Genomic DNA, 16,275 nt, shown 5'->3' with positions numbered 1-16,275 from the left:
CCTCTCTCGCGCGGCTTTTTCTTTGCTACATCATCCATTCAATCGGCAGCAGGCCGATCAGCGTCAATGCGATACGCCGGGGCAGGCTGCTGCCCGGTTCGTCGGTCAGGGCCTGCCCGTGGCCATCGGACCAGACCAGCCCTTCGGGGCCTTCGGTCACGCGCCAGGCGGTATCGCCCAGATTGCTGTCGAAGCTCTGGCTCATCGCAGCGGCCAGCGCCGGGCTGCGGATCAGGAAGCCCATCTCGCAATTCAGAAAAACCGAGCGCGGATCGAAGTTGAACGAACCGACAAAGACCCGGTCGCCGTCGAGCGTGAAAGTCTTGGCGTGCAGGCTGGCACCCGAACTGCCCAGCAGGCCAAGCTGTTCGACGCTTTCGGCCGAGGCGGGGCTGCGTTTCAGCTCGAACACTTCGACTCCGCCTTCCAGCAGGGCCTTGCGATATTTGGCATAAGAGGCATGGACCGGCAGGACATCCGTTGCCTCCAGCGAATTGGTCAGCGCGCGGACCTTCACGCCCCGTGCTGCAAGGCCGGTCAGCACCTCAACCCCGCGCTGGCCGGGCACGAAATAGGCCGAGGCCAGATCCAGCCGCTGTTCCGCCGCCCCGAGGATCGCGGCCAGCCGGCCGATCATCAGCGCCTCGGGGGCCACCGGGCCCAGCCCCTTGGCCGGGTCGTCAGACACCATCTGCACCGGCACCCAGTCCAGGAACTGCCGTCCGGCCAGCAGATCTCCGACCAGACGGGTGTCCCGCAGCGCGGCGTTGTAGTCTGCCGCATCAGGCGCCGCGCGCGCGGTCGCCACAGCCGAGGCAAAGCGTGCCGCTGCATCCTTGGGTGGTGTGACCAGCGCCTCGTGCGGATAGGCCGAGCCGCTGTTCCAGTAGGCATCGAAATCGGCATCGACCTCGGGCAGGATGGCACCTGACGCCAGCAGGTCGAAATCGGAATACTGGGTATCTGCCGCGCGCGAGAAATAAATATCGCCGATGTTGCGCCCGCCGATGATGGTGGCGACGCCATCGACGGTGAAGCTCTTGTTGTGCATGCGCCGGTTCAGGCGCGGAAAGTCAAAGGCATAGGACAGCAGCCGGGGACTGCGCAGCGTGAATGGATTGAAGATGCGTACCTCTGCCATCGGCAGGGCGTTCAGCGCCGAAAGTTCGGTATCCAGATCAGGTGTGCCGTTGTCATCCACCAGAAGCCGGACGCGCACCCCGCGTTCGGCCGCAGCGCGCAATTCGTCCAGCAGCGGCAGCCCGGTCAGATCGCGTTGCCAGATGTAATAGCGGGCGTCGATGCTGCGGGTGGCGGCGCGGGCCAGCAGCATCCGGGCGGCATAGGCCTCGGCGCCGTGATGCAGCGGGCGGATGCCGGTCAGGCCCGGATGCGCGCTGGCATCAGGCAGCAGCGCCGCAGCCAGCGGGCTGGCCGGATCGGCGGGCAGGGCGCGGCTTTCGCTGCGTCCGTCCAGCGCGGGCAGCGGAAAAGCGAGCCGCGCCAGCAGGACAAGCGCGGCGCAGGCCAGCGCCAGCTTGACCACGAACCGCAATATTCCCATCGTCCCCTCCGGCTTTGGCGAGGCCGCTCAGACCTCTTCCACCATGACCACGCCCTGCATCGCCTTGATCGCGCCCTTGATCTGCGGTGAAACCGGGTAAAGCTGCGGCAGCGTCAGGTCGATCTCGCGCCCCTCGGCATCGGCCACGGTCAGGGTGATCTGGCCCCTGGAGCGCCCGGCCTCGACCCGCGCGAACAGGGCCGCGACCGAGGCCACCGCCTCGGCCTGATTCAGATGGATGCGCAGATTGGTCCCACCGGCTTCCGCCGCCACGCTGTCGATCGGCTGGGCCGAACGCGCCAGCAGCTTCAGCGTGTCGCCTTCCAGATTGGCCTCGACCGTCAGGACGACATTCATGCCGGGTTCCAGATGATCGCGGCATTGTTCCAGCGTGTCGGAAAACACCGTGACCTCGTAAAGCCCCGTCGGATCAGACAGTTGCACAAAGGCGAAGCGATTGCCCTTGGCCGATTTGCGTTCCTGTTTCGAGGAAACGGACCCCGCGATCTTGGCCGCCACCGGGCCATTTTCGCAAGCCAGCGTCAGTTCGGCCAGCGTCAGCACCTTCTTGCGCTTCAGCGGACCCATGTAATCATCCAGCGGGTGACCGGACAGGTAAAAGCCGATGGCCTGATGTTCCTGCGCGAGCCGTTCGACCGGGAGCCAGTCATTGCGGTTGGCCATGCGCGGTTCGGGGATGTCCGATCCTGCCTCGCCGAACAGCGACACCTGGGCCGAGGTCTTGGCTTCGTGGATCGCTGCCGAATAGGCGACCAGCCCGTCCAGCCCGTCGAACACCCGCGCGCGGTTCGGGTCCAGCATGTCGAAACAGCCCGCCCGCGCCATCATCTCCAGCGGGCGCTTGCCCACGCGCTTCAGATCCACGCGGCGGGCGAAATCGAAGATCGTGGCAAAGGGTTTGTCCGCGCCGTTCGGTCCGCGCCGCGCCGCAACGATCAGGCCCATCGCATCGACGCCCACATTCTTCAGCGCGCCAAGCGCATAGACCACCTTGCCGCCTGTCACGCTGAAGGTGGCAAGGCTGCGGTTCACGCAGGGCGGCACCACCGGGATCGACAGCTTGTCCAGCTCGCGTTTGTAGACAGCCAGCTTGTCGGTCAGATGGATATCGCAGTTCATCACGCCAGCCATGAATTCGACAGGGTGATTGGCCTTCAGCCAACCCGTCTGATAGCTGACCACGGCATAAGCGGCGGCGTGGGATTTGTTGAAGCCGTAATTGGCGAATTTCTCCAGAAGGTCAAAGACCTCACCGGCTTTCTTCGCGTCGATGTTGTGGGTCGCTTTGGCGCCGTCGATGAATTTGGGGCGCTCCTTGGCCATCTCCTCGGCGATCTTCTTGCCCATGGCGCGGCGCAGAAGATCAGCGCCGCCGAGGCTGTAGCCCGCCATGACCTGTGCGATCTGCATCACCTGTTCCTGATAGACGATGATGCCCTGGGTTTCGGCGAGGATCGGGTCGATGGTCGGATGCAGGCTTTCCAGCGGGCGCAACCCGTGCTTCACCTCGCAATAGACCGGGATGTTTTCCATCGGGCCGGGACGATACAGCGCCACCAGCGCCACGATATCCTCGATGCAGGTGGGTTTCATGCGCCGCAGCGCATCCATCATGCCCGAGCTTTCGACCTGGAACACCGCAACCGTCTTGGCCTGCGAATAGAGGTCGTAGGTCGCCTTGTCATCGAGCGGGATATGGCCGATGTCATTCTCGGCCCCCGGCTTCGGCTCGTATAGCCGCGTACCGTCCGGCGCCTCATGCAACTGTCGCCCGGTGCCAAGGATCAGGTCGATGGCATTCTGGATCACCGTCAGGGTTTTCAGACCCAGAAAGTCGAACTTCACCAGACCGGCGGCTTCCACCCATTTCATGTTGAACTGGGTGGCGGGCATGTCCGACCGCGGGTCCTGATACAGCGGCACCAGCGCATCCAGCGGCCGGTCGCCGATCACAACACCGGCGGCGTGAGTGGAGGCGTTGCGCAGCAAGCCCTCGATCTGCATGCCGTAATCCAGCAGGCGCTTCACCACCTCCTCGGCCTTGGCCGCCTCGCGCAGGCGTGGCTCGTCCGCCAGCGCCTTCTGGATGCTGACCGGCTTCACCCCCTCGACCGGAATCATCTTCGACAGCCGGTCCACCTGCCCGTAAGGCATCTGCAAGACGCGGCCCACATCGCGCACGGCGGCCTTTGACAGAAGCGCGCCGAAGGTGATGATCTGCCCCACCTTGTCGCGGCCATAGCGTTCCTGCACATAGCGGATCACCTCTTCGCGGCGGTCCATGCAAAAGTCGATGTCGAAGTCCGGCATCGACACCCGTTCCGGGTTCAGGAAGCGTTCGAACAGCAGCGCATAACGCAGCGGGTCAAGGTCGGTGATGGTCAGCGCATAGGCTACCAGAGAGCCTGCACCCGACCCCCGCCCCGGACCGACCGGGATGGCATGCGCCTTGGCCCATTTGATGAAATCGGCCACGATGAGGAAATAGCCGGGGAACTTCATCCGCTCGATGATGTCGAGCTCGAATTGCAGCCGTGCCTCGTATTCCTCGACCGGCGCGGCATGGGGGATCACGTCAAGCCGCGCCTTCAGGCCCGCCCAGGCCTGACGGCGCAGTTCCTCCACCTCGTCATCGGCGAAGCGAGGCAGGATCGGTGCCCGTTTCGCGGCCTTGAAGGCGCAGCGCTTTGCAATCTCGACGGTATTCTCCAACGCCTCGGGCAGATCGGCGAACAGCGCGCACATTTCGGCTTCGGACTTGAAGTAATGCTGCGGCGTCAGCCGCCGGCGCGGCTCTGCCTGATCGACATAGGCGCCTTCCGCAATGCAGATCAGCGCGTCATGCGCCTCGTACATCTCGGATTTCGGGAAATAGACGTCATTGGTGGCGACCAGCGGCAGGCCCTTGTCATAGGCGATCTCGACAAAGCCACGCTCGGTCGCAGCTTCGGCTGCCATCAGCCGCCCGCCTTCGCCGGGGTGGCGCTGCAATTCGACATAAAGCCGCCCCGGATAGATCGCGGCCAGCCGGTCCGCCAAAGCCTCGGCCCGGCCCCGGTTGCCGGTTTGCAGGATCTTGCCCAAAGGCCCCTCGGCGCCGCCGGTCAGACAGATCAGCCCCGCCGCATGCGCCTCCAGATCCGCCAGCGTCACCTGCGGCAACTGCCCGCCCTGATCGAGGTAAAGGCAGGAGTTCAGCTTCATCAGATTGCCGTATCCCGTCTCGTCCTGCGCCAGCAGCACGACGGGAGCAGGCGCCTTCGGCTTTTCCCCGGGCGCGGGCGTCTCATAGGCAAGACTGACCTGACAGCCGACGATGGGTTGCACCCCGACGCCGCTCGCAATGGTGGAAAACTCCAGCGCGGCGAACATGGCATTGCTGTCGGTCACCGCCACCGCAGGCATGTTCTGCGCGGCACAAAGCCCCACAAGCTTTTTCACCGGCACCGCGCCTTCCAGCAGCGAATATTCGGTATGGACACGCAGATGGATGAATCGGACTGGATCGCTCATGCCCGATAGCCTAGCCTGTCGGCGTCCGGCCGGAAAGGGTGCCACATTCTTCGGCATTTCTTGCAACTGCTTTCGGAAAACACAAAAAAGTAATGCTTGCCAGACGACGGGCCCTTGGGGTCATCTATAAAGAACCAGAACAAGGCTGCCCCTCTTACGCCGCATCGGAGGGGAATAACCGGGCCAAGGGGGTAACGCGGCGGGACGACCGATGACCGGAGTAGCGTTTCTGCTGAACGGAACGCCGGTGCGCCTGGGTGAAACCAGCCCGACGCGCACCCTTTTGCAATATCTGCGCGAGGATCGGGGCCTGACCGGCACCAAGGAAGGCTGCAATGAAGGTGATTGCGGCGCCTGCACGGTGATCGTGACCGATGAACATGGGCCGCGCGCGCTGAATGCCTGCATCCTGTTCCTGCCGCAACTGCACGGCAAGGCGGTGCGCACGGTCGAGGCCATTGCCGCGCCCGACGGCACGCTGCACCCCGTGCAACAGGCCATGGTTGATCATCATGGCAGCCAGTGCGGCTTCTGCACACCGGGCTTCATCGCCTCGATGGCTGCTGCCCATGCGCAGGGCCGCAAGGATCACGATGTGGTTCTGGCGGGCAACCTCTGCCGCTGCACCGGCTACGCCCCGATCATCCGTGCGGCCGAGGCGGCCGAGGGCCAGCCACTTCCGGCATGGATGGAAGACGACCGCGCTTTCATCTTGGCACAAATATCCTCGGGGGTCCGGGGGCAGACAGCCCCCGGCGCTTTCCGCCCCGAAACCACCGATGAACTCGCTGACTGGTATGCCGCCCACCCCGACGCGACGCTGGTCGCAGGCGCGACCGATGTCGGCCTCTGGGTGACCAAACAGTTGCGTGGCCTGCCGCAGGTCGCCTTCCTGAACGGCATCGCTGAAATGCAGCGGATCGAGGCGCAGGGCGACTTCATCCGCATCGGCGCGGGGGTCACCCTGACCGACCTGCGCGCCGCCATGGCCGGGCCGCATCCGGCCTTTGCCGCCATGCTGACCCGCTACGCCAGCGAACAGGTGAGGAATGCCGCGACCATCGGCGGCAATATCGCCAATGGCTCGCCCATCGGGGACGGCCCGCCCGCGCTGATCGCACTGGGCGCGACCCTGCATCTGCGCGGGGGCACCGCGCGGCGCGAGATGGCGCTGGAAGATTTCTTCCTCGATTACCGCAAGCAGGATCGCCAGCCCGGCGAATTCGTTGAAGCCATTACCATCCCCGCCACTGCGCCGGGGCTGCGGGTCTGGAAACTGTCGAAACGCTTCGATCAGGATATTTCCGCCGTGCTGGGCGCCTTCAACCTCACCGTTGCGGGCTGCACTATCACGGGCGCCCGCATTGCCTTTGGCGGCATGGCGGGTATCCCCAAACGCGCGACCGCGATGGAGGCGACGCTGATCGGACAGCCCTTCACCCGTGCGGCCTTCGAGGCTGCCCGCGCCGCCGCCGCGCAGGATTTCACGCCGCTCAGCGACATGCGCGCCAGTGCTGCCTACCGGCTGGAGACGGCGGGCAATATGGCGCTCCGCTACTGGCACGAGGCCAGCGGCGCAGGCGTTGATGTGCTGGAGGTGCGGGCATGAGCATCGGCAAACCGCTTCCGCATGATGCCGCCGCCCTGCATGTGACCGGGGCCGCGCGCTACACCGATGACATCCCGCTGCCTGCGGATGCGCTGCATCTGGCCTTCGGCCTTTCGACCTGCGCCCATGGTGCGATCACCGCGATGGACCTGTCGGCGGTCCGGACCGCCCCCGGCGTGATCGCGGTGTTTTCCGCCGAAGACTGGCCAGAGATGCCGGATTGCTCGCCCTCGCTGGGCGACGAGCCGCTTCTGGCCACGAGTGAGGTGCATTATGTCGGCCAGCCGGTGTTTCTGGTGGTGGCCGAAAGCCATCTGGCGGCGCGCAAGGCTGCACGCCTGGGCAGGATCAGCTATGACGAACGCCCGGCGCTGCTGACGGTCGAGGATGCGCTAGCGGCGAACAGCCGGTTTGAACAGGGCCCGGTCATCTGGGCGCGGGGCGATGCGGCTGCGGCGATCGGCAAGGCGCCGCAGGTGGTCGAAGGGCAGTTCGAGGTCGGCGGGCAGGAGCATTTCTATCTGGAAGGCCAGGTCGCGGCGGCCCTGCCGCAAGAGGGCGGAGATATGGTGGTCCACAGTTCCACCCAGCACCCGACCGAGATCCAGCACAAGGTCGCGCATGCCCTGCATCTGCCGATGAGCGCGGTACGGGTCGAAGTGCGCCGCATGGGCGGCGGCTTTGGCGGCAAGGAAAGCCAGGGCAATCACCTCGCCATCGCCTGCGCCATGGCGGCGCATGCGACGGGGCGCCCCTGCAAGATGCGCTATGACCGCGATGACGACATGGTCATCACCGGCAAGCGGCATGACCTGAAGATCGGCTATCGCGCCGGGTTTGACGCGACGGGGCGGATCCTGGGGGTGGAGTTCACCCATCTGTTCCGCTGCGGCTGGAGCCAGGATCTGAGCCTGCCGGTCGCTGATCGGGCGATGCTGCATGCGGATAACGCCTATTTCCTTGAAAATATCCGTATCGAAAGCCACCGGCTGCGCACCAATACCCAGTCGAACACCGCCTATCGTGGTTTCGGCGGGCCGCAGGGCGTGGTGGGGATCGAGCGGGTGGTGGATCACGTCGCCCATGCGCTGAAGCTGGACCCGGTCGCGGTGCGGCGGCGGAATTTCTATGCGGAGGCTGCGGAGGGGGGGCTGTCTGCCCCCCCCGGCCCCCCCGAGGATATTTCCCGACAGAAAATGACGGCGGGGGTGTTCAGGGCCGAAAATCCGGGGACGGGGCATCGCTATGGCGGGACCCATTCTCCGAAAGCGGTGGTGCAGGCCACACCTTACGGCATGCCGGTCGAGGATTTCTGTCTGCGAGCCATGTTGGACGAGCTGGAGCGCACCTCGGATTACGCCGCGCGGCGGGCCGAGATCGCGCGGTGGAACGCGGGATCGCCGGTGTTGAAACGCGGCATCGCGCTGACGCCGGTGAAGTTCGGGATTTCCTTCACGCTCACCTGGCTCAATCAGGCCGGGGCTTTGGTGCATGTCTATCAGGATGGTTCGATCCGGTTGAACCATGGTGGCACCGAGATGGGGCAGGGGCTGTTCCTGAAGGTTGCGCAGGTGGCGGCGAGCGTATTCGGCGTGGATGTGGCGGCAGTGAAGATCACCGCGACGGATACGGCGAAGGTGCCCAATACCTCGGCCACGGCGGCCTCTTCCGGCAGCGACATGAACGGGATGGCGGCGCAGGCCGCCTGTCTGACGATCCGTGACCGGATGGCGGCGTTCATGGCCGGCAAGTTCGGGGTGGAGCCTGCGCAGGTGCGGTTCGAGGGCGGCATGGTGCGGGTGGCGGGGGAGGCTTTCCCCTTAGCGCAGGTGGCGGCATGGGCCTATCAGGCGCGCGTCTCGCTATCGGCGACCGGTTTCTATGCCACACCCAAACTGCAATGGGACCGGGTGAAGGGGCAGGGGAGGCCGTTCCTCTATTTCGCCTATGGCGCGGCGGTGACCGAGGTGGTGATCGACACGCTGACCGGCGAGAACCGCATTCTGCGCACCGATATCCTGCATGACACCGGGGCCAGCCTGAACCCGGCGATTGATATCGGCCAGGTGGAAGGCGCCTATGTGCAGGGCGCGGGCTGGCTGACGACCGAGGAACTGGTCTGGGATGGCAAGGGGCGGCTGATGACGCATGCGCCCTCCACCTACAAGATCCCGGCCTGTTCTGATCGCCCGCCGGTCTTCAATGTCGCGCTGTGGAACCGCCCCAACCGGGAGGAGACGGTGGGCCGGTCCAAGGCTGTGGGCGAGCCGCCCTTCATGCTGGGGATTTCGGCCTTGATGGCGCTGTCGGATGCGGTAGCAGCCTGTGGCGACGGGTCCGCCTATCCGGCGCTTGATGCGCCCGCCACGGCAGAGCGGGTGCTGGCGGCGGTGCGGCGGCAGGTGGGCGATGTTTGACCGCGCGGAGCTTCAGGCGGCGCTGGCCGCACAGGGAACCGTGGTGCGGGTGGTCATCGCCGAGGTGAAGGGCTCCAGCCCGCGTGAGGTTGGCGCCGCGATGCTGGTCTGGCGCGGCGGGCAGGCGGGCACCATCGGCGGCGGCGCGTTGGAACATCTGGCAACCGGCATCGCCGGGGAGATGCTGGCGGGTGCCGGGGCGCGGCGCTTTGGTCGCTGGCCGCTGGGGCCTGCAATCGGGCAGTGCTGCGGCGGCGCCGTGGCGCTGCTGTTTGAGCGGTTCACGCCGGGTGATGCCTTGCCGGACGGGGTTTTTGCCCGCCCCGCTGCAACCGATAGCGCGATGCCTCTGGCAGTGAAGCGGCTGCTGGCGGCGCAGCGCGGCAGCGGCGTGACCCCGGCGCCGCAACTGGTGCAGGGCTGGTTTGTCGAGCCGGTGGCGGTTCCGGCGCGGCCCTTGTGGATCTGGGGCGCCGGGCATGTCGGGCGGGCGCTGGTGTCGGTTCTGGCGCCGCTGCCCGACCTGGCGATCACCTGGGTCGATACCGCGCCCGAGCGTTTTCCGGCCACGATTCCCGAAGGGGTGACGGCGGTGCCGGTGGCAGATCCGGCGCTGCTGGTCGCCCATGCCCCGCGCGACGCGGCGCATCTGGTGCTGACCTATTCGCATGCGCTGGATCTGGAACTGTGTCACCGCATTCTGGCGCATGGTTTCGCCTCGTTGGGGGTGATCGGATCAGCGACGAAAGCGGCGCGATTCCGGGCACGACTGCACGATCTGGGGCATTTGCATACGGAAATTCAACGGATTGCCTGTCCGATAGGCGACAAGAGCCTTGGCAAGCATCCGCAAGCCATAGCAATAGGCATGGCAAGCGCGCTGCTGAAAGGCGCCGGCGAACAGGGGAAGCGCAGGGGGATGGCGGGATGACGGCAGCTGAAACCGGCGCGGGCGATCTGCTGCGCATCGAGGGCGTGACCAAGGCCTATCCCGGGGTGGTGGCGAACAGCGACGTGAGCTTCGCCATTGCCGAAGGCGAGGTCCATGCGCTTCTGGGCGAGAATGGCGCCGGGAAATCCACGCTGGTCAAGATGATCTACGGGCTGGTGAAGCCCGATGCAGGGCGGATGATCTGGCGCGGGGCGCCGTTTGCGCCCTCGCAGCCCAGTGCGGCTCGGGCTTCGGGTATCGCGATGGTATTCCAGCATTTTTCGCTGTTCGAGGCGCTGAACGTGGCGGAAAATGTGGCGCTGGGCATGGAAACCCCGCCGCCGATGCGTGAACTTGCCGCGCGCATCCGCGCTGTCAGCGAGGAATATGGCCTGCCGCTGGATCCGTCGCGCATGGTGGGCGACCTTTCGGCGGGTGAGCGGCAGCGCGTTGAGATCATTCGTTGCCTGCTGCAATCGCCGAAGCTGCTGATCATGGATGAACCGACGAGTGTTCTCACGCCGCAGGAGGTGGAGATTCTGTTCCAGACGCTCCGGCAATTGCGGTCCGAGGGCACCTCGATCCTTTATATCTCGCACAAGCTTGAGGAAATCCGCACGCTTTGCGACCGGGCGACGGTACTGCGGCGGGGTAAGGTGGTCGGTGCCTGCATTCCGCGCGACAGCACGGCGCGCGAAATGGCCGAGATGATGGTGGGTGCAACGCTGACCCCGCCGGAGCGGCGCGCGACGGAAAAGGGCGAAGTGGCGCTGGGTGTCAGCGACCTGTCGGTCGCCTCGCCCATCCCCTTCGGCACCAGCCTGAAGGCGATCAGCTTCACCGTGGCGCGGGGCGAGGTGCTGGGCATCGCCGGGGTTGCGGGCAACGGGCAGGACGAATTGCTGCTGGCACTGAATGGCGAATTGCGGGTGGCACCGGACCGGGTGCGCATTCATGGCAAGCCCGTCGGGGATCTTGGACCGACGGACCGGCGTCGGGCGGGGCTGGTTTCCGCCCCCGAGGAACGGCTGGGCCATGCGGCGGCGCCCAATATGACGCTGACGGAAAACGCGCTGTTGTCGGGCGCGGTGCGGCAGGGGCTGACAGCACGCGGTTTCATCGACTGGCGCGGCACCGAGGCTTTTGCCGAGAAGATCATCGAAAGTTTCGATGTGCGCACCCCCGGCACCCATGTTGCGGCGCGGGCGCTGTCGGGGGGCAACCTGCAAAAGTTCGTCGTCGGGCGGGAGCTTCTGCAAAGCCCCGAGGTCATCGTGATAAACCAGCCCACCTGGGGGGTGGATGCGGCGGCGGCGGCGGCGATCCGGCAGGCGATCCTTGATTGTGCCGCAGGCGGCGCGGCGGTCGTGGTCATCAGTCAGGATCTGGATGAACTGCTGGAAATCGCGGACAGTTTCGCGGCTCTGAACGAGGGGCGGCTGACGAAGCCGCGTCCGGTGCAGGGCCTGACCATCGACGAGATCGGCCTGATGATGGGCGGCGCGCACGGGATGGAGGTGGCGCATCATGCGGGCTGAGAGCGGGCAATTTTCTTGCAAGAAAATTGCAAATTCCTTTGAAGGAATTTGCGCGGGGACGGAGGGCAGCGCATGCTGAAGCTGGAAAAGCGGCCTTCGCCTTCGGTCTTCTGGGGCCGGGCCACGCCGGTTCTGGCGGTAGCGCTGACCATGATGGCGGGCAGCCTGATGTTCGCCGCTTTGGGCAAGAACCCGTTCGAGGCGATCCGCACGATCTTCTGGGACCCGCTGTTCGGTGAATTCGCCTGGTATCTGCGCGGGCAGCTTCTGGTGAAGGCCGGGCCGCTGATCCTGATTGCGGTGGGGCTGAGCCTTGGCTTCCGCGCCGGGATCTGGAACATCGGCGCCGAGGGCCAGTATATCATGGGCGCGATCTGCGGCGCGGCCGTGGGCCTTGCAGCCTATCCGACCGAAAGCTGGCTGATCTTCCCGGTGATGGTGCTGGCGGGGGCCTTTGGTGGCTGGGTCTGGGCGATGATCCCGGCCATCCTGAAGACAAGGTTCAATACCAACGAGATCCTTGTCTCGCTGATGCTGGTCTATGTGGCGGAAACCGTGCTGGCCATGGCTTCCACCGGCTTTCTGCGCAACCCCGACGGCGCGGGTTTCCCCGGCAGCCGCAATTTCAGCAGCTATCCGGCGGCGGCCAACCCCGAACTGATCGCGGGCACCGGCCTGCATTGGGGCGGGGTCGCGGCACTGGGAGCTGTGGTCGCGGCCTATGTGCTGTTGCAGCGCCATATCCTTGGCTTCCAGATCAAGCTGGCCGGGCAGGCCCCGCGTGCCGCGCGTTTTGCGGGTGTCAGCCCGAAGCGTCTTGTCGTCATGTGTCTGGGCATAGCCGGGGCGCTGGCCGGTCTGGCGGGGATGTTCGAGGTCACCGGCCCGGCCGGGCAGATCAGCATCGACTTCAATTCGAACTACGGCTTCACCGCGATCATCGTGGCCTTCCTCGGACGGCTGAACCCCGTGGGTATCCTGTTCGCGGGGCTGTTGATGGCGCTGACCTATATCGGCGGCGAGATGGCCTCGACCAACCTTGGCCTGCCGTCGGCAGCCATTCAGGCGTTTCAGGGAATGCTTCTGTTCTTCCTGCTGGCCTGTGACCTCTTGACCAATTTCCGTATCGTTCCCGCCCGCAAGGAGGTGCGCTGATGTTCGGAGGTATTGATCCTGCCCTGCTGATCGCCTCGCTGATGGTGGCTTCGGTGCCGATCCTTCTGGCGGCTACCGGCGAGCTGGTGGTGGAGAAGGCGGGCGTTCTGAACCTCGGGGTCGAGGGGATGATGATCATGGGCGCGGTCTGCGGCTTCATCACCGCCGTCGTCACCGGCAGCCCGGCGCTGGGCTTTCTGGGCGGGGCGGCGGGAGGGGCCGGGCTGAGCCTGCTCTTCGCGCTGCTGACGCAGGTCATGCAGGCCAATCAGGTGGCCTCGGGTCTGGCGCTGACGCTGTTCGGGCTGGGGCTGTCGTCGCTGCTGGGGCAGGGCTATGTGGGGATCAAACCGCCGCATACCGGCGCCGTGCCCTTCGGGCCGCTGGCCGACATCCCGTTCTTCGGCCGGGTGATCTTTGGCCATGACCCGCTGGTCTATCTGTCGGTTCTGGCGGTGGCGGCAGTCTGGATATTCCTGCGCAATGCGCGGGGCGGGCTGATTCTGCGCGCCGTGGGCGAAAGCCACGAAGCGGCACATGCGCTGGGCTACAAGGTGCGGCGCATCCGGGTGCTGGCCATCCTGTTCGGCGGTGCCATGGCGGGTCTGGGCGGCGCTTATATCAGCCTCGTGCGCGTGCCGCAGTGGACCGACGGTATCACCGCGGGCGCGGGCTGGATCGCCCTGGCCATCGTGGTCTTCGCGAGCTGGCGTCCGTGGCGCGTGCTGCTGGGGGCCTGGCTTTTCGGCGGCATCACGGTGCTCCAGCTCAATCTTCAGGCGGCGGGTTCAGGCATTCCGGTCGAATACTTGTCGATGTCGCCTTATCTGATAACCATTCTCGTGCTGGTCATCATGTCCTCGGGCCGGGGCCGGGCGGCGCTGAACGCGCCGGCGAGCCTTGGTCAGAATTTCCACGCCGCGCGTTGAGCCGGCCACGATCAACCCGGGCGCAATGCCCGATGCTACAGGGAGCAACCGAATGAACCGCAGACATCTTCTTGCCACGGCGGCGCTGGGCCTTTCGCTGGCCTTCGGCGGCGCGGCCTCCGCTCAGGACAAGACCAAGGCCTGCTTCGTCTATGTCGGCCCGATCGGCGACGGCGGCTGGACCTATCAGCACCATCAGGGTGCGCTTGCCGTGCAGGAAGCCTATGGTGACAAGGTGGAAATCGCCTGGCAGGAAAACGTGCCCGAAGGCGCGGATGCCGAGCGTGTGCTGACCCAGATGGCGCTGGGTGGCTGCGACATCATCTTCACCACCTCGTTCGGCTATATGGACCCGACCAATGCGGTGGCGAAGAAATTCCCGAACGTGAAGTTCGAACATGCCACCGGCTTCAAGCGGGAATCGCCCAATGTCTCGACCTACAACGCGCGTTTCTATGAAGGCCGGGCGGTGCAGGGCGTCATCGCGGGCCGGATGACCAAAACCAACAAGATCGGCTATATCGGCTCGTTCCCGATCCCCGAAGTGATCATGGGTATCAACAGCTATTACCTGCATGCCAAGAAGGTGAATCCGGATGTCGAACTGACCGTTGTCTGGGCCTTCACCTGGTTCGACCCGGCGAAAGAGGCCGATGCCGCCAAGGCGATGATCGAGCAGGGCGTGGATGTCATTGCCAGCCACACCGATTCCACCGCGCCGCTGGCCGAGGCTGCCAAGGCAGGCGGCAAGGTCATCGGCTTCGGTCAGGCTTCGGACATGACCGAATACAAGCCCAGCCCGCGCGTGTCGTCGATCATCGACAACTGGGCGCCCTATTACGTCAAGCGCGTTGGCGCGCTGATGGATGGCACCTATGAACAGCAGGATGCCTGGGAAGGCATCGCCGGCGGCGAGGTGCAGATTGGCGAGATCACCGATGCGATTCCAGCTGATGTGAAGGCCGAGGCCGAAAAGCTGCGCGACGATATCGCGGCGGGCACCTACCATCCGTTCACCGGCCCGATCAACAAGCAGGACGGCTCTGCCTGGCTGGCCGAAGGGCAGACCGCGCCGGATGGCGACTTGCTGGGCATGGGCTTCTATGTCGAGGGCATCAAGGGCGATATTCCGAAGTAATCGCGCCCCTGCGACGAAAAGACCCGGAAAGGCCCGCCGTTCTGGCGGGCCTTTTGTCTGGCGCGCCGAAGTTTTTATTTGTCAAATTCATATATGATTATATGTTGTATACGCCAGCATGCAAATCGGGAGGAAGTCAGGCATGGCTCATATCGTCGTTCTGGGCGCGGGACTTGGCGGCGCCATCATGGCTTACGAATTGAAAGATCAGATCCGGCCGGAAGATACCGTGACCGTGATCACCAAAGAGCCGACCTATCACTTCGTGCCCTCGAACCCCTGGATCGCGGTGGGCTGGCGCGAACGGGATGACATCACGGTCGATCTCGCCCCGACCATGGCGAAGAAGGGGATTGCCTTCAAACCCGTCGCCGCCGAGAAGGTGCATCCGCAGGAAAACCGCGTCGACCTGATCGACGGCACTTCGATCAGCTATGACTATCTGGTCATCGCCACCGGCCCCGAGCTTGCCTTTGACGAGATCGAGGGATTTGGCCCCGAGGGGCATACGCAGTCGGTCTGCCACGTCGATCACGCGCTGAAGGCGCGCGAACGGTTCGAGGAATTCTGCAAGAACCCCGCCCCGATCATCGTCGGCGCCGCGCAGGGGGCAAGTTGCTTCGGTCCGGCCTATGAGTTTCTGTTCATCCTTGAAACCGAACTGCGCCGCCGCAAGATCCGCGATCAGGTGCCGATGACCTTCATCACCCCGGAACCCTATGTCGGGCATCTGGGGCTGGACGGGGTGGGCGACACCAAGGGTTTGCTGGAATCCGAGATGCGCGGCAAGCACGTCAAATGGATGACCTCCTCGCGGGTGAAGAAGGTCGAGGACGGCAAGATGATCGTCGAGGAAATCGCCGACGATGGCAGCGTGAAGGCCGAGAAGGACATGCCCTTCGGCTTTGCCATGATGCTGCCCGCCTTCCGCGGCATCTCGGCGGTTTCGGGGATCGAGGGGCTGAGCAACCCGCGTGGCTTCACCATCGTCGACAAGTATCAGCGCAACCCGAAATTCCCCAATGTCTTTGCCGTCGGTGTTTGCGTCGCCATCCCGCCGATGGGGCCGACGCCGGTGCCCTGTGGCGTGCCCAAGACCGGATTCATGATCGAAAGTATGGTGACGGCGACGGCGCATAACATCGGCAATCTGGTGCGCGGGAAAGAGCCGGATCAGGTTGGCACCTGGAATGCCGTATGTCTGGCCGATTTCGGTGACAGTGGCATTGCCTTTGTTGCGCAGCCGCAGATCCCGCCGCGCAACGTCAATTGGTCCTCCAGTGGCAAATGGGTGCATCTGGCCAAGATCGGTTTCGAGAAATACTTCATCCGCAAGCTGCGCAAGGGCACGTCAGAGCCCTATTACGAAAAAGCCGCGATGAAGATGTTGGGTATCGACAAGCTGAAGGCGCCACAGAAAGGCTGACCGAAAGGGGGGCTTCAAGCCCCCTTTTCTTTAC

General features: G+C 64.9%; 10 protein-coding genes. 8 read left to right on the top strand and 2 right to left on the bottom strand.

Features of this window, described 5'->3' with window-relative positions; all coding sequences use genetic code 11:
* Positions 1-25: 25 nt before the first annotated feature.
* Positions 26-1,564 (bottom strand): phospholipase D family protein, encoded by a 1,539-nt coding sequence (locus tag C8N34_RS19915; protein WP_108130230.1) that lies wholly within the window; start codon positions 1,562-1,564, stop codon positions 26-28.
* A gap of 27 nt (positions 1,565-1,591) precedes the next feature.
* Positions 1,592-5,098, bottom strand: coding sequence for a DNA polymerase III subunit alpha (gene dnaE / locus C8N34_RS19910; protein ID WP_108130229.1), 3,507 nt, complete (start codon positions 5,096-5,098; stop codon positions 1,592-1,594).
* A 211-nt stretch (positions 5,099-5,309) separates the two neighbouring features.
* Here dnaE and xdhA point away from each other — a divergent pair, with 211 nt between their 5' ends.
* The 8 genes from xdhA (at position 5,310) to C8N34_RS19870 (ending at position 16,241) form a co-directional block, all read left to right on the top strand.
* Complete coding sequence (xdhA, locus tag C8N34_RS19905; protein ID WP_108130228.1) at positions 5,310-6,707, top strand: xanthine dehydrogenase small subunit; 1,398 nt, start codon at positions 5,310-5,312, stop codon at positions 6,705-6,707.
* Positions 6,704-9,124, top strand: a complete 2,421-nt coding sequence (gene xdhB, locus C8N34_RS19900; protein ID WP_108130227.1) for a xanthine dehydrogenase molybdopterin binding subunit — start codon at positions 6,704-6,706, stop codon at positions 9,122-9,124. Before xdhA ends, xdhB begins: the two co-directional genes overlap by 4 nt.
* Positions 9,117-10,055 (top strand): xanthine dehydrogenase accessory protein XdhC, encoded by a 939-nt coding sequence (gene xdhC, locus C8N34_RS19895; protein ID WP_108130226.1) that lies wholly within the window; start codon positions 9,117-9,119, stop codon positions 10,053-10,055. The genes xdhB and xdhC overlap by 8 nt, the downstream gene beginning before the upstream one ends.
* Positions 10,052-11,593 (top strand): ABC transporter ATP-binding protein, encoded by a 1,542-nt coding sequence (locus C8N34_RS19890; protein ID WP_108130225.1) that lies wholly within the window; start codon positions 10,052-10,054, stop codon positions 11,591-11,593. The genes xdhC and C8N34_RS19890 overlap by 4 nt, the downstream gene beginning before the upstream one ends.
* A gap of 72 nt (positions 11,594-11,665) precedes the next feature.
* Complete coding sequence (locus C8N34_RS19885) at positions 11,666-12,748, top strand: ABC transporter permease (protein ID WP_108130224.1); 1,083 nt, start codon at positions 11,666-11,668, stop codon at positions 12,746-12,748.
* Positions 12,748-13,677 (top strand): ABC transporter permease, encoded by a 930-nt coding sequence (locus C8N34_RS19880; protein ID WP_054303987.1) that lies wholly within the window; start codon positions 12,748-12,750, stop codon positions 13,675-13,677. The genes C8N34_RS19885 and C8N34_RS19880 overlap by 1 nt, the downstream gene beginning before the upstream one ends.
* Before the next feature lie 52 nt (positions 13,678-13,729).
* Positions 13,730-14,815: a BMP family ABC transporter substrate-binding protein gene (locus C8N34_RS19875; protein ID WP_054303988.1), complete on the top strand. Its 1,086-nt coding sequence runs from the start codon at positions 13,730-13,732 to the stop codon at positions 14,813-14,815.
* Between the two features lie 142 nt (positions 14,816-14,957).
* Positions 14,958-16,241 (top strand): NAD(P)/FAD-dependent oxidoreductase, encoded by a 1,284-nt coding sequence (locus C8N34_RS19870; protein ID WP_108130223.1) that lies wholly within the window; start codon positions 14,958-14,960, stop codon positions 16,239-16,241.
* The last annotated feature ends 34 nt before the right edge of the window (positions 16,242-16,275 follow it).

The organism is Gemmobacter caeni, assembly GCF_003054195.1.
Taxonomy (GTDB): Bacteria; Pseudomonadota; Alphaproteobacteria; order Rhodobacterales; family Rhodobacteraceae; genus Gemmobacter; species Gemmobacter caeni.
This window is presented reverse-complemented; position numbering and strand designations above follow the sequence as displayed.